This window comes from Mycobacterium paragordonae (assembly GCF_003614435.1).
GTDB lineage: Bacteria > Actinomycetota > Actinomycetes > Mycobacteriales > Mycobacteriaceae > Mycobacterium > Mycobacterium paragordonae.
Window position 1 is genome coordinate 4,846,783 of record NZ_CP025546.1, and the last position, 26,516, is coordinate 4,873,298.

Consider the following 26,516-nt stretch of genomic DNA (forward strand, 5'->3'; position numbering starts at 1 on the left):
GACGCGTCGCGTCGCAGAATTCACGCTCGCCGCGAGGAGAGATTCCGTCAGCCGCGCGAAGCCCGGTCCGACCGCTTCGTATGCGCGAACCCGTCCGCGATGGACGCAGCCAATTCCAGAAATGACTGCCGCGTGCGGCCGCCCATCAGATCCAGGACGATCTCCGACCCCTGGGCCAGATGGTCGTCGAACGGGATCACGTGCACCGCGCGAATCCGGGTGAGGAACTGCGCGGCCAGTCTGTCCAGGTCTACCGACGACCTCCCGGGCCGTGACGCGCTGATGACCACCGTCGCGTTGGGCACCAGATGTCCGCGGCCATGGTGTTCCAGCCAGTCCAGCGTGGCGAACGCGCTGCGCGCGGCGTCGATGGCCGGCGAGGCGACCAGCACGATCGCGTCGGCCTCGTCCAGCACGGCCGACATCGCCGAGTGCACCAACCCGGTGCCGCAGTCGGTGAGGATCAGGTTGTAGAACCGCTGCAACAGGCGGATCACCACCCGGTAGTCGGCCTCGGAGAACGCCTCGGAGGTCGCCGGATCACGTTCGGAGGCAAGGATTTCCAGTCGGCTGGTGCTCTGTGAGGTGTGCCGGCGGATGTCGGAGTAGCGAAAGATGTTGTCGTCCAGCAACAGATCCCGCACCGTCGAGCGGCTCTGATCGGGACCACGTTGGGCCAAGGTGCCGAAGTCGGGATTGGCGTCGACGGCGATGACCCGGTCACCGCGGATCGCCGCGAAGGTTGACCCCAACCCGACCGTCGTCGTGGTCTTGCCGACGCCGCCCTTCATCGACAGCACCGCGATGCTGTAGTCGCCGCGTACCGGTTGGCTCACCCGCGCCACCAGCTTCTGGCGGGTGTTCTCCTGTTCGGACTCTTTGGGATTCAGGCCGGTGACGCGGTGCACCACCTTGCGCCAGCCGCGCTGGGGCAGCGGCCGGACGCGGCGCACCAGTCCCAGGTCGGTGTGCGAGGGCATCCGCGGGTCCTGGTGGTGCTGCGGCGGAGCGCTCGGGGCGGCCCGGGTGAACGGGGTCGCCACCGGCGGCGGCGCGGGCGGGTTCAGCCTGGGATCCGCAGGCGGCTGGGTAACCACCGGCGGCGGCGCCGGCGCCGGTGGTGGTGCCGGCGGCGGCGGTGGTGGCGGCGCTTCGGGAACGGGGCGTCCGGGAATCGGCGCGGGGCGCACCGGCGGTTGCTCCGGGATCTCGATGACGGCTGTGGGTTCCGGGGCCGGGGGTTCTGGTAGCGGCGGTGGCTCACTGAATACCGGTGGCCTGCTGAACACCGGGGCCGGACGAGGCCGTGGCGCGTCCGCCGGCGGTTCCGGCACTGGACGCCGCGGCAGCGGGGGAAGATTCATCACCCGGGTGCCTTCGGTGGTCGGAGCCGGACGCACCGGTTCTGGTTCCACCTCGGCCACGGGTTCCGGCTCAGGTTCGGGTTCCAGCTCGGCCGCGGGTTCCGGCTCGGGTTCAGGCTCGGGCTCGGGCGCCGGCTCTGACGCCGGTTCTGAAGATGGCGGCACGTCCATCACCTTCGTCCCCGCTGTCGACGGGCCCGTCGCTACCGGCACGTCCTCGACAACAGTCGGGGCCTCGGACTCGGCAGCCTCCTGGGCCAGCTTGGCCCGAATCTCGCGGACCGGAATCGGATTCGTGTCCGCGTCGCTGCTGCGCTTGAATCCCGTTTTCGGCGCGTCGGATTCGCTCACTATCGGGTTCTCGAAATCAATTGGCCGGTGGTCATACCGAGCACATTCTCCAACGCTGCCCGCATGTCGCCGAGTTCGATCCGCATCAGCTCGGTTTCACCGAGATCCTCCACGTCGATGTCGTCGCGTTCGCTCAAGCGATACTCCCGCTCCTCCTCGGCCGATTCGATGACATTGCGAACGAAACGTCCATTGCCCACCAGGTCGATCTCGCGGCGCAGCGCACCGGTGTCGTCCGCCGACTGGTTGCGGTAGAGAACCTCGCAGGCCGAGACGAGTTCGTCGTACGCCCCTTCGGTCAGCTCGGAATCCCTGGTCTTGGCTATCAGCCGGCCGATGTCGCCGAGCTCGGTCGGGTTGTAGGAGGCGAACCGGATCCGCTTGGTGAACCGCGACGCCATGCCCTCGTTGGACGCCAGGAACCGGTCGATCTCCGCGTCGTATCCGGCGATGATGACCACCAACCGGTCCCGGTCGTTCTCCATCCGGGCCAACAGCGTGTCGACTGCCTCACGGCCGAAGGCGTCACCACCGGACAGGCCGGTCTGAATCAGCGTGTACGCCTCGTCGATGAACAGCACCCCGTCCATCGCCGAATCGATCAGCGCCGACGTCTTGATCGCCGTACTACCGAGATGTTCGCCGACGAAATCACTGCGCTTGGCCTCGATCACCGACGGTGTCTTCAGCAGACCGAGTCCGCAGTACACCTGCGCGACGACCCGGGCGATGGTGGTCTTGCCGGTGCCCGGCGGCCCCGTGAACGCCAGGTGCAGGCTGCGCGCGGCCGCACTCAGTCCTTTCCCTTCGCGCACTTTGGCCAACTTCGCGGCCGAGCGCAGTTTTGCCACTTGCAGCTTGACGTCGGTCAGGCCGATCTGGCGGTCCAGCTCGATCTGGGCGGCGCGCAGATATTCATTGCCGCGCTCGGAGAGGCTTTCGGCACTGACTTCCCGGGCGCTGCGCGCGGTGGACGGATCCCATCTGTCGGTGCGGGAGTCGATGTCGTCCCGGGTGCTGACGATGAGGCGGTACTTCGGGTCGTGCAGGGCGGCCGCATTGGCCTCGAAGCCGGGCTCCTCGCTGTAGATGCGCTCGAAGATGATCCGCGCCTCGGGCTCTTTGCCCATCTCGCGCAGGGTCAGCCCCTTGCAAAACTCCGCGGCCCGGCTCGCGGCCGGAATCGGCCCGTCGATCGCCTGATCCAGCCGACGGATCGCCTCGCCGAACAAGCCCATCTGCGCACAGGCCGAACCCACCATCAGGTGGCATCCGGCACTGACGTACTCGTCGCTGAATGAGGCTGAATTAGCCAGTGCCGTAAGGACATCCGGCCAGCGCTGAGTGGTGAAGTGCAGGACCGCCCGGATGTAGGCGCAGATCTCGTTGTTCTCGGCGTCGCCGTCGGGCATGGACCGTCGCAGGGTTCCGAGTTCGTCGAGCACCCGCTCGGCCTCGTCATAGTCCTTGCCCGCGATCATGCTCGCCGCGTATGCGAGCCACACCTCGGTGAGAGTGCTCAGGGTGTAATCCAGGTAGAGGCCGGTCTGGAACCGGCCGCTGAGTGCATGCCGGGGCAGCCCGAGCCGGCGCTGCTCGCGGTTGAGGTTGTCCTTGCTGGTCCGCCACAGGTTGTAGAGCACCTCGCTACTGACGTCGCCGGCGGCGGCGCGCCCCAGCCAGGCGTCGCTCATCTGCGGGTCATGCTCGGTGGCACGCTTGAAAGCCAGTGCGGCATAAGCGACATCGCGGTCGGTTTCCAGCCCGTCGATGGGTATCCCCAGTGACAGCACGCCGGCGTCGAAGACCCGCTGCGCGTCCCTGGTGCCAGGCATCTACTCGGTTTCCTCACTACTACCGCGCGGTGGTCTTGCCGCACATACAAACCCGCTGCCCCTCGAGTGTCCCGCGTAATCATGCACGTAAACGTCAGGTGCCACGACATGGCGGTAGAAAGTTATTGTACCGATCTGGCGACTTTGAATTCGTCGTCAAATCCAGTCAGCAAAATCGAGGGCCGCATGCCACAACAGCAACAGCCGCAACAGCGGCCACCGGTGCGCTCGCGCACCGGGACCATCGCCGTCGTCACCACCGAGCGGGGATTGCCCACGGCCCTCAAGCTCGACCGCTCCGAACTCGCCCGCCCCCCTCAGGAGCTGGCGAACGAGATTCTGGCGCTGTGCCGGTTGTCGGCGTTGCGCGCGCAGGTCGCATTCCGCCGGGAGCTCGCCGGCAAGGGCTACACCTCGGCGACGCTTCGCCAGATTGGCCTGCCTACCGAGGAAGATCTCGCCCGGGCCGAGGAGGAACTGTTCGGCGCAGACGACGACGAACTCCCGGCCAGCTGGATGAGGTCGGTATGACCAGCCTGGCGCAGTCCGTGATCGCGCGGGCCATCAAACAACGCGACCTGATGCAGGCGATGACCGAGCAATCCAAGACCATCACCGCGCGGGTCACCAGCCGCGACCGCGCAGTGAGTGCCGAGGTAGACGGACTCGGCAGCCTGACCGGATTGTGGCTCGGCCCCCCGGCGAGCCGCCTGGACACCGACGCGCTGGCCACCCTGATCGTTGAAACCGCACATGCCGCAGCCCGGGTGGCGGCCGAGCGGTACAACTTCCTCCTCAAGGAGTTCACCACCCGCATGGAGGAACTGCAGAACGCCCCGCTGACCCGCTCGGATGGCACCGTTATCGAACCGAGATAGTCGATTTTCGGCTCTTATTGCACATATGTCGAGCACCACCGGCTGCCTTATTGCACACATGTGAACTGCGGCCATTCCGAAAGTCTGCTTAAATTTCGTGCAATTTATTGGTGGAGACCGCGCTTAAGGTTGAGAGACCAGCGCTAGCGGCAGCTCAGCAGGAATCCTGGGGGAAAGAAGCCGACGATGACATTTGAATTGCAGCCCGAGTTCATGGAGGCGCTCACCGACGCGCAGGAGGCCGCGGGCACCGCGATCACCACGGCGTTCAGCGCGGTGACCCCGGCGCAACTGAGTTCGTTCTCGATGGCGCTCGGCCCGATCGCGGCGGCGAACATGATCCCGGCGATGTTCGAATCCACCGCGAACAATGTCGCCAGCGGGATGATGACGGCCGCCAAGCACGGCATGCTCGGCGTCGCAAGCCACATCGTCGGCGCGACTCACACCGCCGTCGACGCCACCGACGTCTAGACAGCCGGCGTGGGCACCACCGACCCGGCGCCGCAGCCGGCGCCGATTCCTGACTTCGATCACACCCCGGTCGTCAACCAGATGGAAAACGACCTGCAGGCGTGGCTGAACCGGCCCGTCCAGGACATTCTGAACCAGTTCAACATGGGACAGCTGCCGACCGGCGGCCCGGACTTCTCGGGCATTCCCGGTGAGGACATCCCGGCCGAACTCACCGGTGCCGCCGGCCCCGGCGGCATGGGCAGCAACTTCACCAGCGGGCTCCTCAAACCCGTCACGGACATGCTCGGCACGTTGGGACCGGGTCTGTTCCAGGGTCTGAATCCGACACAGATGTTCGGCGGGATCACGCAGGCCTTCCAGCAGGCCGCGGGCGGTGTGCAGCAGGCCATGAGCCAGATGATGGGCGGCATGGGCGGGCAAGGCTGGTCCGGCGCAGGCGCCGGCGCCGCGGCCGCCAAGACCGGCGAGACCCTGGCGAACGGCGCCGCCGTCGCGGCGCAGGGCACGGCGCTGGGCGGCGAGTACAGTGCGGCCGCGGCCAACGTCGCACAGGGCCAGGCGCGATTGCTGGAGATTCTGCAGCAGTGCCAGCACGAACTCGAGGGCCTTGCCGCCGGGCTGCCGTGGACCGCCGCGAACATGGTCGAGTCCGCCTCTCGGGCCAGCGCGCTGGCCACCGAATGCATCACCGAGCTGGAAAGCACGTTGACCAGCCAGGCCGCCGCAACCACCGCCACCGGCGCTCCGGTCGCCGTCGCGCAGGGCCCCCAGATGGCCATGGGAATGCTCGGTCCGATGATGTCGGTCGGGATGAGCATGATCGGCCCCGCGATGCAGATGGGCATGATGCCGCTGACGATGGGCGTCCAGGCCGGCACCCAGGCCCTGCAGGCGGGCATGCAAGCCGGCACCGGGCTGATATCGAGCATCGGCCAGGCCGGGCAGGGCGCCGGCGCCGCCTCGCCCGCTTCGGCCCTCGGTCACACCGGCCGGATGGTCAGCGCGACCCACCCCAGCGGCGGCGGACACGGCGGTGGCGGCGGCGTCGGGGCGACCACTCCGGCCCGCAACCCGGCCGCCTCGCCCATGGTGCAGAACGAGAACAGCGGGGCCGCCGCGGCACGATCCATCGGCGCCGCGCGAGCGTCGGTCGGCGGCGGCGCCGCCGGCATGGGTATGGGCGGCGCGGGAATGATGGGCGGCGCGGCCGGGGCGCACGGTGGCAAAGCGGGCGCCGGCGGCAACCACACCGCAGCCTCATTCCTGCACACGACCGATCAGGGCGGCGAGATCGTGGGCGACCTCGGCCACGCCAGCCCGGCCGTAATCGGCGACACCACAATCGATCCCGACGACAGCCCCGACATCAAACTTCGAATCTAGGAGCACTGACATGACCGACTACAACCGCCTGTCGATCCGGCCCGACGAGGTCACCGACGTCACCCGGCAGCTCGACGAGCTCGCCAACCGCATGCAGCACGTGCTGGAAACCGAGCGGGCGAACCTGACCACCATCGCCTCGGGCCAGGACGAGGTGTCGCAGCGCGTCGCGCACACCCTCAACGAGGTGCACGGGTCGTTCACCAAGGCATCCGACCAGGGCGCCAACGAGATCCGCGAGGTGTCGGCGACGATGCGCACGCACGCGGGACGCATCTCCGAAACCGATCTTGCTGACTGAGTAAACCAACCGGCGGTACCGGATAAGAGGCCGAAAGGGGGTGTACGGCAATGGGATTCAGCAACGTGGTGTGGGAATCGCGCAGCACCGAGCAGCTGGCGCGCGACCTGACCGAGGGGCCCGGCCCGTCCTCGGTCGGTGAGGCCGGTGCGGCCTGGATTCGGGTGGCCAACGAGTTCGCCAGGATCTCGGCCGACTACGACCGGCTGGTCGAAAGCGTCCGGGGGTCGTGGGAAAGCAACGCCTCCGAGGCCGCGGTCCGCAAACTCGAGACGTTCGGCAAGTGGTTGCAGGCGGCCAGCCTGAGCGCGGCCGCCAACGGCCGGCGGGCCGAGGAGGCTGCCGTCGCCAATACCGTCGCCATCCTCTCCATGCCCAGCGTGTCCGAAGCCATCGAAGCCAAAGCGGCACAAGACATGATGGCGTCCCTATCCGCGTACAACGGTGCGATAGTGCAGGGCAGCTTCGCCGAGTTCGAGGAGGCCGCTTCCGCGCAGCAGGCGGACGCCGCTGCAGTGATGCATCGCTACGAGGACGCCGTCGCCGAACTCGCCGAGCCGTGGGACCAGCCGGTTCCGCCGCAGGTCACCAATTCCGCTGCGCTCAAAGGCGAGAAGGACGGCAAGTCCGGCGGCGGATCGCGCGGCGGCGGTGGCGGCGGAGGTGGTGCGGCGCGACAGCTGTCGCCGATGCTGGCCACGCCGGTGGCGGGCAGCGCCGAGGCCAAAGAACTGAAGAAGACCAGCTTCAAATCCGACGGCTCCGGTGGCAGCGGAATGGGCCGTGGCGCAGGCGGTTACGCCCCGATGGGCGGGAACCGGCGCGACGGCAGCGGCCAATCGTACGAGTCGTTCCGCGAGGCGGGCACGCTGGAAGGGGCTGGGGAGGCGGGCGCCGGCCTATCCGACGGTGGCCAGACCTGGTTGCCGGCCGCACAGCAGAGCGATGCTCCGTTCGAGGTGTCGCACGTCAGCTGGGGCCCCAACACCGCGATCTTCGACGACCTGGCCGCGCCCGATCCGCAGCAACCGGAGGGCTTCGCCGAGGAACCCGAGCGCACGCTGCAGCAGGTGTCCGATCGGTGGGTCTCCCCGCCGGTGATCGGCGCTGAGCAGGAGGTGACCCTGTGACCGCCGCCGTGACGTCGGGGTTCACCCTGACCGACGACGAACTGCAGGTCGTCGGTGAGCGGGCCGGCGTGCAGGGGTTCCCCACCGTGCTGGATGTGCGGCCGCGGTACGAACGCGTCGACACCCTCGAGGCCGCCTTCGACGCGGCAACCCGCAGCCTCATCGCACGCGGCCTGATCGCCGACGGCGCGATCGATCCTGATCTGGTGCCGCTGTTGCGGGCGCTGCGCCGGCCGGAGCGCGAGCTCGCGATGCGGCTGGTCACCCCGGACGGCATTGCCCGGGTGAGTGTGATCCGTTGCGGCGCTTCGGGTGTGGTGGCGCGACGGGCGGGCAACAATATCAGCCTGCAGGCGGCAGACGATGCCGCGAGTCTCTCGTGGGCCACGCACGCGCTGATCGGTGCGCTGCCGCGGGCGGAAGCCGCCGAGGTCACGCCGGTCGGAGCGCCCACGGACATCGTCACCCGCAACCTCATCGGCACTCATGACGCACGGCTGCTGGCCGACCGGGTCCGCGCGCTGGGTGCCGAGCCGCGCGCGGCAATGGTTCTGGGAGCGGCACTTTCGTCGCGGATGGCGTTCGCCGAGATCGTGTACTACGCACTGTGCCCCGAACAGGACCGGTTCACCCGACGCGCGGCGGCGGTGGGGGTGTTCTACACCAGGAAGGGTCGCATCGTCGCGGCGCCGAGTGCCTCACCGAGCGGCCAGCTGTGGACCACGTTGAAGCCTGGCTCGGATCACTCGGTCGGCCAGGCGATCAGTCAGCTTGTCGAGTTATCGACGGACCAGTGGGAGGCGTCATTGGTTTAGCACGGTATTTCGATGAGACCAGACCCGTCGTGCCCGACGATCCAGGGCACCCGACAAAGGAGTAGACATGGCAGTTCCCGGACAATTTGAAGTCACCGAAGACGCACCACCACAGGTCAAGTCGATCCACGAGCACCTGGTCGAGACCGACCGACTGCTGCGCAAGATGGAAGATGAAGTCAATCTGATGGTCGGCCCGAACTGGGCCGGCAACCAGGCTCAGGTGTTCCACGGACGCATGACCGAGCACCTCGAGCACCTGACGCAAATCCAGCACCGCACAAAGAATCTCGCGGAAAGCTCGATGCAATACATCCAGGCCCACCAGAACCTCGACGGCTAGGAATTCAGGAGAAGATCATGACGCACAGCATCAAGTACAACTTCGCGGCGAACTACGAATCGCTGGACCTGATCGGCAGCATCACCTCCGACGCCGAGCAGATGCGCAACGAAGTCGACCAACTGTTCAACGCGCTCACTTCGGGGGCTTACACCGGCCACGCCCCGGAAGAGATCCACGCGCTGCGCACGCAGTTCTCCAACGAGATGGACGAGATCATCAACGATCTGCACACCACTCGGGCGCGTGCCGTCGACCAGAACCAGCAGGTTCAGGACCTCGACAACAGTCAGGCTGCCAACATCAGCTGCTGATCGTTCCGGCGATCTGACCGTGGCCCGGGCTCACTGGATTCGGTGAGTCCGGGCTTCGTCATTCGACTTGCACCCGCAGTCGGGTGAATCGGCGAATTCGAGACTCAGGGTTGTTCCCGCGGCGCGCGCAGCCGCCCGAAGTTCTCCGCCACCGAGCCAGCCAGTTCGAGGTACGCCTGCCTGGTCGCGAGGTTCAATCGGCCGAAATCGACGTCAGCACCCTCGGCCAGATGCGGATCGAACGGGATGAGATGAATAGAGCGGCAACGTGATTGGAAGTGCTCGTAGACCTTGTCCAGCTTGAGCGCGGCCGAACCCGGGCGGGAGGCACTCAGCACCACGTGCGCTTCCCGCACCAGACCCGAATGTCCGTGCTGCATCAGCCAATCCAGCGTGGCCGACGCGCTGCGGGCCGCGTCGATGGCGGGCGAGCTGACCAGCACGATGGTGTGCGCCAGGTCCAAAACCGCGGACATGGCCGAATGCATGATGCCGGTGCCGCAGTCGGTCAGGATGATGTTGTAGTAGTGCCGCAAGATGTCCACCGTGCGCCGGTAGTCGTCCGCGCCAAAGACCTCGGACACCGCCGGGTCCTGTTCGCTGGCAAGCACTTCGAGGCGGCTGGTCGCCATCAAGGTGTGATTGCGAACGTCGGCGTAGCGGTTGATGTTGGGATCCGACAAGAGGTCACGCACGGTCGATCGCGTCGACAGGTCGCCGACCCGCTCCCCCAGCGTGCCGCGGTCGGGATTCGCGTCGACCGCGATCACCCGATCGTGCCGCACCGTGGCCAGTGCTGAGCCCAATCCGAAAGTGGTGGTGGTCTTTCCAACGCCACCCTTGATCGAGAGCACGGCGATGCGGAAGTCACCGACGATCGGCTGGCGGATCTCGGCGAGCAGATGATCTTGCTGACGTTCCTTCCGCGACGCTCCGGGATTGACATGGCCGCCCGTGGCGTTGTGCACCGCACGGCGCCAACCCGACGGCGGCGCAAAGCGATCCGGGTGGGTGATCTCCGCCTCGTCGATCGACGGCGGCATCCGGAAGGGCTGGTATCCCGGCGGGGGGCCTCCGACGGGTGGCTGGGGGCGGCCCGGCGGTGGTGTCGGCTGCGCGGCCCCCGGCGGTGCCGGCTGCGCGGCCCGCGGCGGTGCTGTGGACGCCGCCGGCCTTGGTGAGGGCGGGACACGCCGGCCGGGCGGCGGACCCGGCCACCAAGGCGGCGGCGGGAACGGTCCAGGTGGTGGCGGTGGCGGCCAGGGAGGCCGGCCGCCCGCGCGGGGTCGTCTTCTGGCCTGAGCCGGCGGCGTGGACGGTTGTGGGCCGGGTATTAACGGCCCCTGTTGGGTTGGCGGCTCGGGCGCCCGCGCCGGCTCGTGTTGCGCGACAGGAGCGTCCATCACCACCTCTTCGATCTCCGCCGCCATGGCGGAGCTCGGCGTCTGCCATGGCGGTGGTGCCGGCCGGCGGGGCCCTCTGGTCCGTTCCTCGGCAGCGGGCGCGGCTCGCTCGACGTCCTGCGTCGGCGATTCAGCCTCGAAAGACTCGGCGGGCGCCTCGAAAGATTCTGTGGGCGCGACAGATTCGGCGGGGGCGACAGACTCGGTGGGGGCGGCCTCGAACCGGGCATCGTCGGGCTCCGGCTCAGCCGCAGGCTGCTGGACTTCACTCACCGGGTCTGTCGGCAGCCATTGTGTCGGCACCGCCTCGTCGGCGTGCTCCTCGCTTGCCAGCGACTCGAATTCGTCCGTTGGTTCAGCGGGCAATCGATCCGAAACTTCTGCGTCCCGTGCGTCGTCGGCGATGAGGTCAACCTCCGCTTCCTGCGGGGCGGCCGTGGCCTGCGCCCTCTTGGCGGCCATCTGCTCAAGCAGGGCCGCGGCTCTCAACTCGATGTCGTCGAGTTCACCGGATTCAGACTCCTGCGTCGACGTTTCCGAATCGACGGCGACGGTTTCGACAGGCTCGGGTTCCGGCAGCGGCGCTGGCTCCCACTGCGGTTCGGCAGCGACCGGCACAGGCTCAGGCTGCACTGGCGCGGGCTCAGGCTCCACCGGCACCGGCACCGGCACCGGCACCGGCTCCACCTGGAAAGTCCAATCCTGCTCGGTCGAAACCTCAACCACCGGCTCGGGTTCCGGCAGCGCCTCAGCCAGCTCCGGCTCCCACTGCGTTTCCGCCGCAACCGGCGCGGGCTCAGGCTCCACCGGCACAGGCTCCGGCTCCACCTCGAAAGTCCAATCCTGCTCCGTCGAAACCTCAACCACCGGCTCGGGTTCCGGCAGCGCCTCAGCCAGCTCTGGCTCCCACTGCGTTTCCGCCGCAACCGGCGCGGGCTCAGGCTCCACCGGCACGGGCTCCGCCACCGCCTCAGGAAGCTCCGGCTCCTCCCAACGCTGGGAGTCCGGCTCGGATTCCACCGAAAACGCCTCAGTTTCAACAGGTTCGAGCGGGTACTCGACATCTGAATAGAGTTCTGGCAACCCGCCGCTCACGTCAGGCTCGAGAGCCGAGTCCGCTGAAGCAAGTTCACTCGGCGTCTCGTTCACCGGCTCAGGGTCCGGTGCAGCCGAAATCTCCTCAGCCGCATCGAATTCGGATTCATGCGCTGACTCGGACGGCGCCTCAGGTCTTACCAATGACTCGGCGAGCAGGGAATCGTATTGCCATTCCAGCCGCGTCAGCGCCTCCGACACCCACTCGACCGACTCCGGGGTTGCCTCGGGCTCCGGTGCGACCGGCAGCTCTTCCGCGGCGGACAGCGGCTCCGGTTCTGCGAGGGGCGCGGCGTCGACGATGTCATCCGCCGGTCCGTCGGGTGGTGTCGGCTCAGGCTGCGCCGGAAGCTCAGCAACTGGCGGCTCAGGCTGCGCCGGAAGCTCAGCAACCGGCGGCTCAAGCTCAGGCTCAGGCTCTGGCGGAAGCTCAGCAACCGGCGGCACCGGCTGGGGCTCCAGTTGCTGCAAGCGCCTGATGCGGTCGTACGGCACCGCTACCCGCCTGGGCCGGGACTCCGCCGTCTCGTCCGTCGCGGCCGCCGGGGTCTCGGTCTCGACGTCGGGCGTGTGTCGCGACACCGGGACGCGGTCCCGCTTGGGTGGCGACGGCACGTCCTCGGCCAGGGTGCGCGACGGCCCGGTCTGCTCGGCTTTCTCGTCCGGTTTGGCCGGTCGGTCGCGACGTTCGTCGGCCTCGTCGTGCCGCTTCCCCCGGCCGATCTGGACACGGCGGCGCTTCTTCTCTCCGGGCAACCAGGGAGGGCGCGCCAATGACCCGCGGTCGTCGTCAGGCGTTTGATTCGACTCAGGCGTTTGTTTCGACTCGGGCGTTTGCTTCGGCAATGTCGTCCCCCCTTTCCGCCACTAGAACCAGTTATTCGCCGTATTCAATTCTACGTAGCGCAAATCGCATAATTTCCGGTTCGATTAGCGCCGCAACTTCGGCTGCCCCGATTCTCGCCGTCTTCTGGCCACCGAGAAAGCCCACGCCACCGCAGCCAGCGCTACCGCACCCGCCGTCACCGAGAGCACGATGATGCGCGCCCGCTGGCTGCCCGGGTCGACGTGCGGTCTGCCGGCTATAGGCTTCGCGGCCTCGGGGTTGGGCGCCTCATTCGGCGCCGGAAGGCGATAGGTCAACGCGGCTATCGGGTCGACGACGCCGTACCCGGTGGCCTCGTTGGGGCCGGCACCCGGGGTATGGGCGGTGCGCTTGACCAGATCGATCACCTGACCGGCGTTCAGTTCGGGAAAGCGGGATCGGATCAGAGCCACCACACCGGACACGAACGGCGCCGCGAAGCTGGTGCCGTTGATCGGCGCCAATCCTTGCTGGCTCATCACGGCATTGATCAGTCCGGGACCGCCGGAGTCCAGCGAGATGATCCGTTCGCCCGGCGCCGCCACGCCTACCCAGGGACCGTGCAGGCTGAAATCGGCGGGCTCCCCGGACGTCGTCAGCGCCCCGACGGTCAGCACGTAGTCGCTGAACCAGGCCGGGCTGGCGATGGTGCGCACCGAATCCCATCCGCTCTTCAGCGGCATGTTCGGGTCGGGCATCGCATTCTGGGCCTTGCACAGTCCCTGGTTGTTGAAGTTGCCCGCCGCGGCCACCACCACCACGTTGCGCTCGTAGGCGTAGCGCACCGCGCGCCCGAGTTGAGCGTCGTCCAAGCCGCCACCGACCGGGCTGCACGCCACCTCGGACAGGTTGATGACGGTGGCGCCCAGATTGACCGCCCGCGTGATCGCGTACGCCAGCGTGACGGTGTTGCCGTAGCCCGGCGAGTTGGCGTTGGGGTCGTTGGCCTGGCCGGAACCGCCCTCTTTGATGCCGTAGACGGTGCTGTTCTGGCGGATCGAGAGGATCGTCGCCTCGGGCGCGACCCCCGCGAAGCCGTCGGCCGGGCTGGGCGCACCGGCGATGAGCCCTGCCACCAAGGTTCCGTGGGCGTCGCAGTCCTGCAGGCCGTCGGAATTGGACACGTAGTCGCCGCCGCCCTCCAACAGCGGCAACCGTGGGTGCCGGTTCACCCCGGTGTCGATCACCGCGACCTTCTGGCCGGCGCCGCGGGAGAACCGCCAGGCGGCGGTGTAGTTCAGCATGGCCTCGGCGCTGGTCTGCAGGGTGAAGTCGGTTTGCGGCAGTACCCCGGTCGGGACTCCGCAGATCGCTTTGAGGTCGGTCGGCTCAGGGGGACCCACCGGGCCGTTGGGTGGCGGTCCGGGTTCGACGACCGGCGGCTGAATCGCCCATGCCGGCACGGGATCGGCCAGCACCGTCAGCAGCACCGCGCCCAGGACCGCAACGAACCGGTTCATCAGATTCCCAGGCGCTGGTAGACGCCCACCACCCAGAGCGCCAACGGGATCAGCGATCCGGCCGCCAGGTAATCCGCATAGGAAAGGAGCGTGTCCACTCGACGCGGCGCGCCGTTGGTCGGCATCATCAGGCCGGCGCACGCGGCACCCACCGCGACGGACAGCAGCACGCCGAGCGCCGCCAGCGGCATGGGCGCTGATCCGTTCTGCGCCGTCACACAGGTGCTCACCAGAATCACCACGGCCGGAATCGCCACCGCGGCGCGTTCGAACCAGCTGTGGAACGTCCGGCTGCGCAACGCCAGCGCGGCGGCGACCGCCAGCGCGAACACGACCGCAGGCCAGTCGACGACGGTGCGCAGCAGCAACATCACACAAACCGCTGCGGCCGCGGCCAATCCGGTCAGCAGCCCCGCTCGCGTGACCGAAGCGGACTTAGCCCTGTTCCACACCGCTTCCGCGGTCGGCATCGCAGTTCCCGAATCTCCGTTGTCGGTCGCGGCCGACGGCTCGAACGGATTCTCGAAATCCCAGTCCTCGCGCTTGGTTTCGACGGTGACGGTCGGGGTCTCGAACCGCCCCAGCCGTGACGTCAACCGCCGCACCACCAGACATCCGAGCGTCGCCACCACCGCTCCGGTCACGGTGACGATGTCGGCACGAGCGTGCAGGGCGCGAGCCACCAGCACGACACCGACCAACCCGAACGTCAATGCTGCGGCCAGATACGCCCAGCGCCCCGTCCCGATCACCCGGTCGTACACCGCGCACAGCACCGACACCGACCCGCAGGCAGCGGCCAGCCCTGAGTAGCCGTACTGGCCCAGCACCGCGAAGGCGATCCCGGCCGTGATCGGAATCGCCGCCGACCCCAGCGCCGCGGCCACATCGTGCAAGCCGTACGAGCGGTGCGCCATCGTGGCCCCGCCGACCAGCGCCAGCACCACCGCGCCGGCCACACCGACGATCAGGTACCGATTCACCGCGCCGGTCGCAGCGATCAAACAGTAGACCATCGCTAGCGAAGCCAGATGCCCCCCGGCGAACGCCATCCAGCGCGCCGACACCGAATCCCAAGCGGCATAGGCGGATTTGTTCAAGCGGCCGACCGCGTCCACTACATCGTCGTAGAGGGTGGGCGGCGTCAGCGCCTGTCGCGGCGTAAGCCGCAGCAGCTCCCCGTTGACCACCCCGGCATCACGCAGCGTCTGGTCGGGTCGCAGCTCGGCACCGCTGTGGAAACGGCTGAGCACCCAGAACGTCCGGCGCTCGTCCTTCGAGTCCTCTTCTGCGTCGCGGGAACTGATCAGGCGCGCCACTTCGGGGACGAAACCGGACACCGGAACATCAAGTGGCAGTGCGATATCCAGCTGCGTCCGGCCTCCAAAGACCGACACCCGGATGTGATCGGGGGCGGCCGAGACCACCCGGACCCGTCTCAGTTCACTGACGCCGGTCACAGGTCGGCCATTCTGGACAGCTGGATCACTCCACTCTTGGCGGTGCGAGAGATCAGCATTCCGCGACCCGGAGGCATTTCGCTGGCTTTGTAGCCGAACAGCGCTCCTTCGTCCTTGGTTCCGCTCATCACCAGAGCGTTACAGGACAGATCCTTGAGCCGGCCGACGAAGGGGTCCATCATCGCGCGTCCGGCTCCGCCGATCCGCCGGGCGACGACGATGCGCAGGCCGATGTCACGCGCCTGCGGCAGGAATTCGACCAGCGGGCTCAACGGGCTGCTGATGGATCCCGTCGCCACGAGGTCGTAGTCGTCGATCATCACGAAGATGTCCGGACCCGACCACCACGATCGCTCCTTGAGTTGCTGCTGGGTGATGTCGCTGGGCGGGATCCGCTCCCGCAACGTCTCGGCGAGGGCGCCCATCAGTTCCGTGCAGGACTGGGACGCGGTGGCGTAGCCGCCCAGATAGTCGTTCGCGACGACGCCGAGCATCGAGCGGCGGTAGTCGACGAGCACGATCTTGCACTGCTCCGGGCTCGCGTTCTCCATCACGCCGGTGGCGATGTTGCGCAGCAGACCGGTCTTGCCGCATTCCGCTTCCCCGAACACGACCAGATGTGGTTGCGCGTCGAAATCGAGTACAACGGGCATCAATTCGGCCTCGTTGATGCCGATGGCGAAGCGGGCCTTGCCGAGCATTCGGGCCGATCCCGCCACCCGGACCACCGCCGCACGGTCCACCTTGTGCGGCAGCATCCGCACGCGTGGCGCCTGCCGTTTGCCGTAGTGCGTCCGCATCGCCTTGACCGCGGCCGACACTCCGTCGGGCAGATCCTCGACCCCTGAACTGGAGTCCAGCCGTGGCAGCGCAATCAGGATGTGCAGCCGTTCGTGACTCATCCCCCGGCCCGGCCGGCCGACCGGGATCAGCTCGTTGAACCTGCGGCCCACGTCGCTGTCGAGCGCATCACCCAGCTTCAGCTCGATGCGGGTGCCGAGCATGTCCTTGACGGCAGCACGCATCTCCATCCAGCGCGTCGCCGAGATCACCAGGTGGATGCCGTACGAAAGACCCTGGACAGCAAGCGAGTTGAGGGTCGGCTCCAGCATCTCGAAGTCGCTGCGGATCGATGCCCAGCCGTCGATCACCAGGAACAGGTCACCGAACTTGTCCTTGCTCAACGGATCCCGTGCCGCCACCTCGGGTGGCAGCGTCGCCAGGTGCGCTTTGCGCTGGCGGAAGTCGCGCATCGACTCGATGCCCAGATCGCGGAACCGCACCTCGCGGGCACGCAACACCCCGGCCACTTCGGCCACGGTTCGCCGGATCCCGTCGGCGTCCATCCGGCCGGCGACCCCGCCCACGTGCGGCAGGTTGACCAGGCTGGTCAGCGTGCCGCCACCGAAATCCAGGCAGAAGAACTGCACCTGCTCGGGCGTGTGGGTGGCCGCGGCCGACATGATCAAGGTGCGCAACGCCGTCGACTTACCCGACTGCGGCCCACCGACCACCGCCACGTTGCCCTGGGCGCCGGACAGGTCGACCATCAACACGTCGCGACGCTGATCATAGGGCCGGTCCACCACCCCCATCGGTAGCCACAGCCGTCCGTCGAGGTTCTCGGGGGCGGACCAGTTCGCATCGGGCAGTAGCTGATTCACCGCGGGGCTTTCGTCCAGCGGCGGCAGCCACACCTCGTGGGCCGGGCGGCCGTGGCCCCGCAGACGAGATACCACGACGTCGAGCAGAGTCGTCCGCACCGGCGACGACGAGATGCTGGGAGCATCAGGCTCGGCCACCGGGGCCGCCGGCAACGCATCCTTCTTGACCGGTGTCGCGGTGAACAGCTTGGGCGCCAGCGCGCCCGATTGCCTGCCGCGGCCGGACTGCGCCCGGCGCGGCCGGACGTATTCACCGGAGACGTAGCAGGTGTTGAACCGAACCGGCTCGGAGGCATCGCATTTGAGGAACGCCGACCCGGGAACGCTGGGCAGGTGGTAGGCGTCCGGCACGCCGAGGACGCTGCGCGACTCCCCGGCCGAGAAGGTCTTGAGCCCGATCCGGTAGGACAGGTGGGAATCCAGCCCGCGCAGCTTGCCTTCCTCGAGGCGCTGCGATGCCAGCAGCAGGTGCACGTGCAACGACCGGCCCAGTCGGCCGATCATCACGAAAAGCTCGGCGAAATCCGGCTTCTGCGAGAGCAGTTCGGAGAACTCGTCGACGATCACGAACAGCGCCGGCAGCGGATCGAGCTCGGCGCCGTTGGCCCGGGCGCGCTCGTATTCGTTGACGTTGGGAAAGTTGCCGGCCGACCGCAGCAACTCCTGACGGCGGTTCAGCTCACCGGCCAGTGCGTCGCGCATACGGTCGACCAGGATCAGCTCGTCCTCGAGGTTGGTGATGATCGCCGCGATGTGCGGCACCCCTTCCAACCCGAGAAACGTTGCGCCACCTTTGAAGTCGACCAGCACCATGTTGAGCACCTCGGGCGAGTGCGAGGTGACCATCGACAACACCAGCGTGCGCAGGAACTCCGACTTGCCCGAACCGGTGGCGCCGATGCACAACCCGTGCGGGCCCATGCCGGATTCCGCGGACTCCTTGATATCCAGTTCCAGCGGCTGGCCGTTGGGTGTGTATCCGATCGGCACGCGTAAACGTTCGCGTGGAGAGCGTTTTCGCCAGACCTGCTCGGGAACGATCTCGGCGGCATCGGGAATCTTGAGCAGGGCCATCAGGCCCGGGTCGGTGGCGCGTGCGTCGGCCTCCAGGTTGACGATGTGCGCGGCGCTGGCCAGGCGGTAACGACCGATCCGGCGAGCCGTCGCCTCGGCTTCGGCGACGGTGATCGTATCCGGGGTGGCGAATCGTTCGACACCGACCGCGGTGCGCGCGCCGACGTCATCCCCTTCGACCGTGAGTTGCAACCCGCGCCGGTTGGCCGGGGCGTCGGCGCCGTTGAGGTCCAGCAGCGTGACGCTGTCCAGTCCGGCATCAGTCACCAGCCGCTCTGACCCGGTGATGTATCCGTCGTCGATCACCACCACGAGGTGCTTGAGACCCTTGGTCGGCTCGGCGTTGCGGCTGAACCGGCCCCGCTCCCCCAAATCCGTTGCGAGCGAACGCTCCAACAGCTCCAGCCCCGGGAACAGCAATCGCATCGAACCGATTCCGTCGCGGGCGGAGGCGTGCTGGGCGTGCGGCAACCACTTGACCCAGCTCCAGTTCTCGCCGTCGGGGTTGGCCGTCACCACCGCGACCTGCACGTGGTCCGGTCCGTGAAATGCGCACAGCTCCAAGATCATTGACCGCACCAACTGCCGTGCCAGCTTGCGGTCGCCCTCGAAGGTGATGGCCGGGAACGCGCGTAGCGAGACCGCCGTGGGCAACGCGTGCACCACCGAATGCGTCTTGACGAACCTGCGCAGCGCGACCGTCGACACCGGCTCCAGATCCTCGGGCGGCCCGGTCTCCGGCGCGAGGAGCCGGGTGGCCAGGCGGTGGGTGCCGAGACCGACGCGAACATGGCAGAAGTCGTTGTCGGTGGGGCGCCGCTCCCACATCCGGCGGGTGCCCACCACGTCGGCCAGCGCCCGCGGATCGGGGTGGCTCCACTCCAGCGCCGTGCGCTGGCCCGCTCCGGTCATATCGGCGTCGTCGCGCAGGTTGGCCAGGTAGCTGAAGTAGTCCTTGCGTTCTTCGTTCAGTTCAGCGGCGGCCTTACCGGAGCGGCCACCACCGCCGATGAACATGCCGGCCATGGACATGACCATCATCATCGGGAAGATCAGGAACATCGGGTTCTTCATCAGGTCCCGGCCCCCGACGGTCACCATCAGCGCGATCATCCCGACGACGGCGACGATCATCACAAAGGGCAGCAGCCGCATCAGGAGGTTGCCGGGTATTACCCGCGGCACCTCAGGCGGCGGCTGCAGGTTGACTTCACCGCCGGGCATCCGTGGCGGTGAAACCCGCAGGCGGCGCACGAAACCCTGCGTACTCAACGCCTCATCCCTTGAAATCCCCCCAAATCACGCGTAATTCCAAAATTGGCTCAGATTTGCCCCTCGGCGCCTAGGTAATGTCACCAGCAAATGACACAACCCGCAGGAGGCCGACAGCGATGACTCTACCGCCGTCGCTGTCTGAATTAGACGCAGAATCCGAGGCCGAGCCCACGCTCAGCCGGGTCACCCTGGTGGTCGGCGATCTGCGGCTTGACGTCGGGTTACCGCCCAACAACAGCATTGCCGGGTTCATCGACGAAGTGATCGACATCGCCAACGAGCAGCTCGCGGCGCACCCCGGCGGTGACGACCTCATGTTCGACACGACCGAGGGAAAGTGGACCCTCGCCCGTCTCGGTGAAGACGCGATCGATCCGGGCCGCTCGCTGAGCGAAGCCAACATCTACGACGGCGAGTTGCTGGTGATCCGGGAGATGGATCAGCCCGCCCGCCCGCTGCTCTTCGACGACATCCAGGAAGCCCCAGCCGACGAGGCCACCCACCAACACCATGCAGCACTCGGCTGGCTCTCGCGCGACGCACGTCTGATCACCTGCTTCGGCGTCGGCCTGGCCGCCACCGTCACCGTCGCTTTCCTGCTGCCGCGCCGAACCGCGGAGTTATACGTGCCGGCGACCGCGCTCGGCATCGGCGTCCTCGCGGTGATCATCGCCTGCCTCATCGCCTATCGTTCTGCCGGCGCCCGGCGCTCGGAGTGGCTGGCCGCCGTCGCCACTCCCCTGTTGTTCGGCGGCGCCCTGTACGTGGTTCCCGACGGCTTCGGCGCGAAGTCGCTGCCGATGGCCTTCGGCTTGACCGGGCTCGGGTCGCTGCTGGTGTTGCTGATCACCGGCCGGGGTCGCGCGCTGCACACCGCGGTGATCTCGCTGGCGGTCATCGGTGGAACGGCGGGCGTGGCCGACCTATTGTGGAATCCGGCGCCGCGGGCCATCGGAGCGGTACTGGCGACGGTGTCGGTGATCGTCGTCTACCTCTCGCCCCGGGTGACCATCCTGCTGGCCAAGCTGCCGGTGCCGCGGGTTCCGACCGCGGGAGAGCCGCTGGACGACATCGAGACCCAGGGCGGCACCACCGTCGAAGGTGTCAATGCCGTAGGCAAACAGGTGATCCCGACCGAGGAAGGCATGACGGTACGGGTTCGGCGAGCCAGCCAGTACCTGACCGGCATTCTGGCCGCCGCCGCGATCACGGCGACCGCCGGCTGCTACCTCGCGCTTGACTTCAGCAGCGGATTTTATTGGCAGGGAACAGTTTTCGTCGCCGCAGTGGCCACCGTGCTGTGCCTGCGTGGACGCAGCCACCACGACCTGGTGCAGTCGGCGACGCTGGTCGCCGCCGGCATGACGATCGCGCTGCTGTCCATCGTCAAGGTGACGGCCGACCTCGACGGCCGGCAGTTCTATGCCACGCTGGCCCTGGGGATGCTGATGGTGCTGATCATCGCCTGCGGTGTCGTCGCGCCGCGGCTGGAGTTCTCACCGGTGATGCGCCGCCAGGTCGAGATCCTGGAATACCTCGCCATCGTCCTGGTGTTCCCGCTGTGTTTCTGGATCGTGCGGCTGTACGCGGTATTCCGCGAGCTGCGCCTGTAGAGCGTTCACGACTTCGGCGGTTCGACCTTCGAGCCGCGTGGGTCGGCGCCCATTCCGTCGTGCGCGACCAGCGCGGCCTCCTGGGACAAGTCGGGGCCGGCCGGCAACAGGGACACGACAGGCCACGGCGCCAGCTGCGGGACGTCGGCGTCGACCCGGGGATCGTGCACGCCGCTGACTCCCAGCGCGGCAGCCGTGGGCAGGTCCTTGATGTGGTAGCGCACCCCGGCGTCGGAGACGTAGAACAGTTGCCCCAGGGCGCGGCTGTCCGCTTCGGCGCCGGTGGCCTGGATGTACTCGCCGGTGCCGGGCTTGACATACACCGAGTCGACGCCCGGCCCGTTGCCATCCCCGGTGGCCAGACCGACGGGCTGGGCACCGTCGGGAATGGGCAGCCGATGCCCGACCAGCAAACCGACCGTAGCTTGGGCGGCGGAGTTCGCCCGTTCCCATGCCATGCACACCACCCGGTCCGGTTCGGCGTTGACGATCTGCGGCGACACGCTCGGGTAGTGGTCGACAGGCAGCGTGTGCACGATGGGAACCTGGCTCACCAGCGACGGTGGCACTTCGCGCGCTCCCTGCGAGGCGGCCTCGGTGGGGTTGCTGTACCGGATGATGTCGGCGGCGGCCGAGGAAACCGGTTGCAGTCCGTTGGGCAGCACGACGTAGAGCTGCTCACCGCGCGAGTCGACGGTCTTGACGATCGAGCCCACCGGATATCCGGCGGGCAAACCGGGAATGGGGCTGCCGGCACCGGCGATGGTCACCGGCCGGATGGGCGGTGCCAAGGGAAAAGCGTTGAGCAGCGCACCCGAGATCGGTCTGGTCGCCGCGTTCTGCAGGTGCAACGCGTTGAGCACCACCGCGTCGTTGGGGTCGATCAACGCGCGCACGCCGTCGAAGATCAGATAGACGGCGTCGCCGGATTTCACCAACAGCATCTGCGCGGGCGCGGCGCGGCGGATGTCCTCGTTGAGCGTCAGATCGCCCGCGATCACCGTGGTCTGCACGCTGGCCACGCCCGTGCTCCTGGCAACGTCCGGGGTCTGCACCGAGTCACACGCCGTCCACCCCGACGTCCGCATGTCCGCCCCACCGTGAATGCTGTTGGGCGCGCCGATGATTCCCACCATGGGACCGCGCGGCAGCTGGTTGAGCCATTTGTCGCTGACCGATTTGGGAGCGTCCGGCTTCCCGGTGATCAGCCGCGCGGACGCGAGGTTGAGCACCGGATGCAGGCGGTCACCGATGCGGACGTACAGTCCGCCGTTGGACGTGCTGAGCAGAATCTGCGCATCACCGATGTTGGGCGACGGCTTGAAGAAGGCCAGCACCCCGGCCGCCCCGGTGATCAGGACGGCAATCACCAGGCCCACCAGCAGCGAGCGAATCTGGCCGCGCATCGGGTCGTGGATCATCCGGGAGTCAGCGCGAATCAGCGCGTGCTCCAACCGGCGGATCAAGAACCGATACCCATTGACCTGCGCACGCGTAGTCACTTGCGCGGGCATATCCACCCCCATCAGCGTCGGGCAAGCACCGAGCCTGGGTAGCGTATAACAGCGTCAGCGGGCAAATCCGCGCCAATTTTCGCCCGCCGCTCTGGATAGGATCGCTCTGTGCCGCGTCGTCCAACCCTCGCAGCGGAATTGCCCGCGCGCCGGGCCGCGACCTCGGAACAGAACCAGTTGCGCTCAACGACTGACATCGGCGCCGCTCGCCTGCTGCCCCTGCCCGACCTGCTGGTCCTGCAACTGATCGTCGCTGCCGGGACGGTCGCGGCACCACTGCTCGGCTTCCCCGGTTGGCAGGGCAGCCTCGCCGGACTGGCCCTGGCGCTGATCCTGGTGGTCCGGTTGCGTGGCACCACGCTGCCGCGGTTGGTCGCGCTGCGTACCGGATTCTGGTGGCAGCGCCGTAAACGCACCCGGAAGACGACACCGGCCGAACCCTTCGACGTGCCGATGGCCGACGGCGCACTGATCGGATTTCGTTGGGACGGAAACACTTTGATGTCCCTTCTGCAGATCGAAGAGAATCCGCAGGCGATGACGATCATGGAGCCGGGCATGACGGTCTCCGGGGAGACCGTGCCGGTGCAGGCTCTGGTGGACTGCCTACAGCAGTTCGACATCACCCTGGATTCGATCGACGTGATCAGCCAGGGCGCCCGGTCGCAAGGACACAGCCAGGTGGCCGCCGTGTACGACGCGGTTCTGGGGCCGCTGCCCGCCATCGCCCAGCGCAACGTGTGGATCGCGGTCCGGCTCGACCCGTCCCGATGTGCCGCCGCTGTGCGCCGGCGCGGCGGCGGCCGCAACGGCGTCATCCGCGCGGCCACCACCGCGACCCGACGGGTGGCGAACAGGCTGACCGAGGGCGGCCTGCGCACCCGGGTTTTGACGGCCGGCGAAATCGGCCAGGCCACAAACCAATTGACCGACGGTGTGGATCTGAGCACCGTCGAGGAGACCTGGCGCACCTGCCGGGAAGGTCGATTCCGGTTGCGCAGCTTCGCAATCAAGCCGCGCATGCTCACCACTGCTGGGCTCGGGCTGCTGTGGACCATCCCCAGCTACTCGACCACCATGACGCTGTCGTTGCGCCGCGACGATCCGCGCGGCCCGATCCAGGTTCGCGGGCTGGCCCGGTTCGACACCCACGGCCGGGCCCGCATCCAACTGCGCGGCCTGACCCATCTGCGTGGGCGGCAGTTCTCCGCGCTCGCGGCCAGCCTGCCGGTGCCTCCGCCGTCGCGTCCAGTTCAACACTGGTCGTACTCAAGCCTTTCCGCGACCCGTGCGGGCACCGCCGACCGCGACTTCCAGCACCTGGATGTGCCGGCCTCCGGTTGCGGGCAGGTGATCGGTGCCGACGATCACGGCCGCGCGGTTGCTCTGTCGCTGTTCGGCCCGCAGATCCGGCGGGTGGAGATCGCCGGCACTTTGCATCTGGCGCAGCAGGTGGTGCTGCGCTCGCTGGCACTGGGGGCGCATGTGCTGGTGCACAGTCGTCGTCCGGCCAAGTGGCGCACCATGGTCGACGAGGTCGACGACCATGATCTGCTGTGGGTCTCCGATTTCAACCGCGGGTCCATGCAGGCCGGCGCCGATCGCAACTACTCGGTGGAGATGTTCGACGGAGTGGCCGAGCAATCGGTCCGGGTGGGGGTGACGGCAATCGTGGTGGTCCCGCCCACTACGCCGGTAACGGCCAACGCCGATGTCGCGCTGGAGTCGCTCAACGTCGACAGCGATACCGTCAAAGTGAGCACCCGCACCGGCTCCTCGGTAGTCACCATGGTGGCCACCGACGAAGAAATGCGTTACCTCAAGGCGTCGTTCGCCGCGGAAGACTGAGCCTTTCAAAGAGCCTTTCAAAGGAGTGAGCATGGCCTACCCCGGCAGCCACGGCTATTACCCGGCCGAGCACACCAACGCCGGTTACGACGGCTATTCGTCTCCCGAGTCGTCATGGTCTCCCGAGTCGTCATGGTCTCCCGAGCCGGAGACCCGCGGCAAGGTGTCCCACCGCCAATTGACCTGGGCGGTCGCGTTGTTGGGTCTGTGCTCCTACCTGGTGAGTTTCGGGCCGATGCTCAACGGTTTCGGAATCGACTGGGATGTGCGATTCGCCGTGTTGGCGGGTCTGTTTGCCGCATTCGGGTTACTGCCCCGGCAGGTGTCAAGTTCCGGGCAGGCCGGCAGGCTCGTCGCGGCGCTGGCCGCCATCGGATTCCTCGACGCGCTGTCGCGGGTTGTCGTGCTGCCCGAAGGCGTCCAGCCCGGCTGGGCCATGTGGGTCGTGCTGGTGCTCAACGGTTTACAGGCCGGCGCCGCCGTCGGCGCCCTGATCATGCAGCCGAGCGCATCGGACGAGCAGCAGGCCTGGTATGCGGCCTACGCCGAGCAATATGCGCAGGCCGCCGCGCAGTATTACGGCGAGTACGCCGAGGGTGAGCAGCCTGACGCTGCCATCGAAAGCGCGACCGCGCACGCCCAGCAGATGCAACAGGTAACCGCCCCGGAACCGCGCCGGGCAGCGGCGCCCCAGCAGGCGAGTTACGACGAGTTCGTCGCCGATCACCCACAACCCGGGCAGGCACCCACCCCGCACGCCGCCTCGCCGGCCGCCGGCCTGCCCAACGTGGGGCACTCGGCGGCGGCGCCCGCCCAGCAGACGGTCAGCGAGCCGGAGTACCGGACGTCTAACTGACCGAGAGTTGCCCGATCAATGTCGTGATCGCGCTTGCGACCTCATCCGGCAGCGGGCGGTCGGCCTCCGCATCGATCAGAAGTTCGGCGGGCAGACCAGCTGCGGCCGCGGCCTCGTCGATGGTGAGTTCCGCGCGGTGGCGAGCCTGATAGAGCCGTTGTCCCAATGTCGCGTCCGGCGACTGTGCCGCCTTTGCCATCACGTCGTTGTAGGTGCGCCGCACCGTGCTCAACGCCAGCACCACCGAGGGGGTGCCTTTGGCGTTGCGGGCCGCGCTGGCCGCCACGTTCTCCAGCTTGCGCAAGTCGGCCAGGATCTTGGTGACCTTCGGGGTGAACGCGGGATCCGACGGTTCGGGCAGATCGGCAGTGGCCGCGCTGATGGTGTGCATCGCCAGTTCGACGGCCTCAGCCATCAGCGGCGCCCGAACGGTATCGGTGAGCGACTCGGTTGCCTCGTCGGTGACGGCCGGCATCTCGGACGGCGCGGTCGCGAGGCCTGGAATCGGTATGACGGCGGATCCGCTCCGAATGCGGGCGATCGTGCCCGGAGACCACTGCAACGCTTTCTCGAGCTTGGCCAGCGTCCCGCGCCGCGGCCAGCTGCGCCCTTTCTCGAACGCGATCAGGGTGCCCGCGTTGATGATCTTGTCCTTGGCCAGGCCGCGCTGCGTGATCTCGAGTTCGTTGCGGCGCGCCGCCACGGCATGCCCGGCACGCGCGACACCCGGATCGAGGTCGGCGTCCCACCACTCGTCCTCGTCGGACTCGGGTAGGTCGATCACGCCGGTGACATCGTCGGCCTCGGGTGTCAACGTGATCGGAAAGCCTTCGGGATTGGCCAGGTGCAGGGTGGTCGCGCCGGAGACCAGCACCGAACTGCGGCGCACGCCGTCCAGGTACATGCCGTTGGTGCTGGTGTCGATGGCCTGCCAGCCTTCGCGGTGCGGTTCCAGGCGCACATGCCACCGTGATATCCGGTCGTCGGAAAGCCGAACGGTGGCGGAGTTGTCCCGGCCGATGATGGCGATGCCCGACCGCGGGTCCAACGTGTGAACCTCATCGCCGAGTCGCACCAGCAGAGCCGGTGGCCACTTGTACACGGCCTGGTCAGACGTCACAGCGCTTCTCCCCCGGCTCGAACCCCGAAGTTTCGGGCACGTCGCTACAGCCTTCCTTCGGCACTACGTTTGTAGATG

At 67.7% G+C, this 26,516-nt stretch carries 20 protein-coding genes; 12 read left to right on the top strand and 8 right to left on the bottom strand.

Going from position 1 to position 26,516, the window contains the following annotated elements; translation table 11 throughout:
- Positions 1-47: 47 nt before the first annotated feature.
- Together C0J29_RS21720 and eccA are read right to left on the bottom strand one after the other, a co-directional pair.
- Entirely contained in the window at positions 48-1,715 is a 1,668-nt protein-coding gene (locus tag C0J29_RS21720; protein ID WP_242460512.1) for a MinD/ParA family ATP-binding protein, read from the bottom strand.
- A complete protein-coding gene (gene eccA / locus C0J29_RS21725) occupies positions 1,715-3,550 on the bottom strand; it encodes a type VII secretion AAA-ATPase EccA (RefSeq protein WP_120793531.1) in 1,836 nt (611 codons plus the stop codon). Before eccA ends, C0J29_RS21720 begins: the two co-directional genes overlap by 1 nt.
- 186 nt (positions 3,551-3,736) lie before the next feature.
- On the opposite strand from eccA, the gene C0J29_RS21730 reads away from it, so the two are divergent.
- From C0J29_RS21730 to C0J29_RS21770, 9 genes are all read left to right on the top strand, one after another.
- Complete coding sequence (locus C0J29_RS21730) at positions 3,737-4,081, top strand: hypothetical protein (RefSeq protein WP_065043949.1); 345 nt, start codon at positions 3,737-3,739, stop codon at positions 4,079-4,081.
- Positions 4,078-4,428, top strand: a complete 351-nt coding sequence (locus C0J29_RS21735; protein ID WP_120793532.1) for a YbaB/EbfC family nucleoid-associated protein — start codon at positions 4,078-4,080, stop codon at positions 4,426-4,428. Before C0J29_RS21730 ends, C0J29_RS21735 begins: the two co-directional genes overlap by 4 nt.
- A 186-nt stretch (positions 4,429-4,614) precedes the next feature.
- Complete coding sequence (locus tag C0J29_RS21740) at positions 4,615-4,902, top strand: hypothetical protein (protein WP_065043947.1); 288 nt, start codon at positions 4,615-4,617, stop codon at positions 4,900-4,902.
- A gap of 9 nt (positions 4,903-4,911) precedes the next feature.
- Positions 4,912-6,288, top strand: coding sequence for a hypothetical protein (locus C0J29_RS21745; RefSeq protein ID WP_242460513.1), 1,377 nt, complete (start codon positions 4,912-4,914; stop codon positions 6,286-6,288).
- Positions 6,289-6,298: 10 nt separating this feature from the next.
- Positions 6,299-6,589 (top strand): PE family protein, encoded by a 291-nt coding sequence (locus tag C0J29_RS21750; protein WP_065043946.1) that lies wholly within the window; start codon positions 6,299-6,301, stop codon positions 6,587-6,589.
- Between the two features lie 50 nt (positions 6,590-6,639).
- Positions 6,640-7,719 carry a PPE domain-containing protein gene (locus C0J29_RS21755; protein WP_120793533.1) on the top strand — a complete coding sequence of 360 codons (1,080 nt, stop codon included), beginning with the start codon at positions 6,640-6,642 and terminating at the stop codon, positions 7,717-7,719.
- Entirely contained in the window at positions 7,716-8,534 is an 819-nt protein-coding gene (locus C0J29_RS21760; RefSeq protein WP_120793534.1) for an ESX secretion-associated protein EspG, read from the top strand. Before C0J29_RS21755 ends, C0J29_RS21760 begins: the two co-directional genes overlap by 4 nt.
- A 67-nt stretch (positions 8,535-8,601) precedes the next feature.
- A complete protein-coding gene (locus C0J29_RS21765) occupies positions 8,602-8,877 on the top strand; it encodes a hypothetical protein (RefSeq protein WP_120793535.1) in 276 nt (91 codons plus the stop codon).
- Positions 8,878-8,894: 17 nt separating this feature from the next.
- Complete coding sequence (locus C0J29_RS21770; RefSeq protein ID WP_065043942.1) at positions 8,895-9,191, top strand: hypothetical protein; 297 nt, start codon at positions 8,895-8,897, stop codon at positions 9,189-9,191.
- Between the two features lie 104 nt (positions 9,192-9,295).
- Here the strand turns inward: C0J29_RS21770 and C0J29_RS21775 are convergent, their stop codons facing one another.
- The 4 genes from C0J29_RS21775 to eccCa form a co-directional block, all read right to left on the bottom strand.
- Positions 9,296-12,445 carry a MinD/ParA family ATP-binding protein gene (locus C0J29_RS21775; RefSeq protein ID WP_242460514.1) on the bottom strand — a complete coding sequence of 1,050 codons (3,150 nt, stop codon included), beginning with the start codon at positions 12,443-12,445 and terminating at the stop codon, positions 9,296-9,298.
- Between the two features lie 174 nt (positions 12,446-12,619).
- Positions 12,620-14,014: a type VII secretion-associated serine protease mycosin gene (mycP, locus tag C0J29_RS21780; RefSeq protein WP_120793536.1), complete on the bottom strand. Its 1,395-nt coding sequence runs from the start codon at positions 14,012-14,014 to the stop codon at positions 12,620-12,622.
- Entirely contained in the window at positions 14,014-15,474 is a 1,461-nt protein-coding gene (gene eccD / locus C0J29_RS21785) for a type VII secretion integral membrane protein EccD (protein WP_242460515.1), read from the bottom strand. The genes mycP and eccD (C0J29_RS21785) overlap by 1 nt, the downstream gene beginning before the upstream one ends.
- Positions 15,471-19,484, bottom strand: a complete 4,014-nt coding sequence (gene eccCa / locus C0J29_RS21790) for a type VII secretion protein EccCa (protein ID WP_174814855.1) — start codon at positions 19,482-19,484, stop codon at positions 15,471-15,473. The genes eccD (C0J29_RS21785) and eccCa overlap by 4 nt, the downstream gene beginning before the upstream one ends.
- Positions 19,485-19,603: 119 nt before the next feature.
- Here eccCa and eccD (C0J29_RS21795) point away from each other — a divergent pair, with 119 nt between their 5' ends.
- A complete protein-coding gene (eccD, locus tag C0J29_RS21795; RefSeq protein ID WP_120793538.1) occupies positions 19,604-21,100 on the top strand; it encodes a type VII secretion integral membrane protein EccD in 1,497 nt (498 codons plus the stop codon).
- A gap of 5 nt (positions 21,101-21,105) precedes the next feature.
- Here eccD (C0J29_RS21795) and eccB read toward each other — a convergent pair whose 3' ends face one another.
- The gene (eccB, locus tag C0J29_RS21800) at positions 21,106-22,602 is read right to left on the bottom strand and encodes a type VII secretion protein EccB (RefSeq protein WP_242460516.1); all 1,497 of its coding nucleotides are present in this window, start codon (positions 22,600-22,602) and stop codon (positions 21,106-21,108) included.
- 189 nt (positions 22,603-22,791) lie between these two features.
- On the opposite strand from eccB, the gene eccE reads away from it, so the two are divergent.
- Together eccE and C0J29_RS21810 are read left to right on the top strand one after the other, a co-directional pair.
- On the top strand, positions 22,792-24,462 hold the full coding sequence (eccE, locus tag C0J29_RS21805) for a type VII secretion protein EccE (RefSeq protein ID WP_120794893.1): 1,671 nt from the start codon (positions 22,792-22,794) through the stop codon (positions 24,460-24,462).
- A 31-nt stretch (positions 24,463-24,493) separates the two neighbouring features.
- Positions 24,494-25,318, top strand: a complete 825-nt coding sequence (locus tag C0J29_RS21810) for a DUF5336 domain-containing protein (protein ID WP_120793540.1) — start codon at positions 24,494-24,496, stop codon at positions 25,316-25,318.
- On the opposite strand, the gene C0J29_RS21815 is transcribed toward C0J29_RS21810, so the two are convergent.
- Positions 25,311-26,438, bottom strand: coding sequence for an FHA domain-containing protein (locus C0J29_RS21815; RefSeq protein ID WP_082977876.1), 1,128 nt, complete (start codon positions 26,436-26,438; stop codon positions 25,311-25,313). The genes C0J29_RS21810 and C0J29_RS21815 overlap by 8 nt on opposite strands.
- Positions 26,439-26,516: the final 78 nt, after the last annotated feature.

Excerpts from the sequence above, each read along its gene's own strand:
- C0J29_RS21770 (WP_065043942.1), top strand. The coding sequence starts at position 8,895 with ATGACGCACAGCATCAAGTACAACTTCGCGGCGAACTACGAATCGCTG.
- C0J29_RS21740 (WP_065043947.1), top strand. The coding sequence starts at position 4,615 with ATGACATTTGAATTGCAGCCCGAGTTCATGGAGGCGCTCACCGACGCG.
- mycP (WP_120793536.1), bottom strand. The coding sequence starts at position 14,014 with ATGAACCGGTTCGTTGCGGTCCTGGGCGCGGTGCTGCTGACGGTGCTG.
- C0J29_RS21730 (WP_065043949.1), top strand. The coding sequence starts at position 3,737 with ATGCCACAACAGCAACAGCCGCAACAGCGGCCACCGGTGCGCTCGCGC.
- C0J29_RS21765 (WP_120793535.1), top strand. The coding sequence starts at position 8,602 with ATGGCAGTTCCCGGACAATTTGAAGTCACCGAAGACGCACCACCACAG.
- C0J29_RS21735 (WP_120793532.1), top strand. The coding sequence starts at position 4,078 with ATGACCAGCCTGGCGCAGTCCGTGATCGCGCGGGCCATCAAACAACGC.
- eccD (WP_120793538.1), top strand. The coding sequence starts at position 19,604 with ATGACTCTACCGCCGTCGCTGTCTGAATTAGACGCAGAATCCGAGGCC.
- C0J29_RS21755 (WP_120793533.1), top strand. The coding sequence starts at position 6,640 with ATGGGATTCAGCAACGTGGTGTGGGAATCGCGCAGCACCGAGCAGCTG.
- C0J29_RS21750 (WP_065043946.1), top strand. The coding sequence starts at position 6,299 with ATGACCGACTACAACCGCCTGTCGATCCGGCCCGACGAGGTCACCGAC.
- C0J29_RS21810 (WP_120793540.1), top strand. The coding sequence starts at position 24,494 with ATGGCCTACCCCGGCAGCCACGGCTATTACCCGGCCGAGCACACCAAC.
- eccA (WP_120793531.1), bottom strand. The coding sequence starts at position 3,550 with ATGCCTGGCACCAGGGACGCGCAGCGGGTCTTCGACGCCGGCGTGCTG.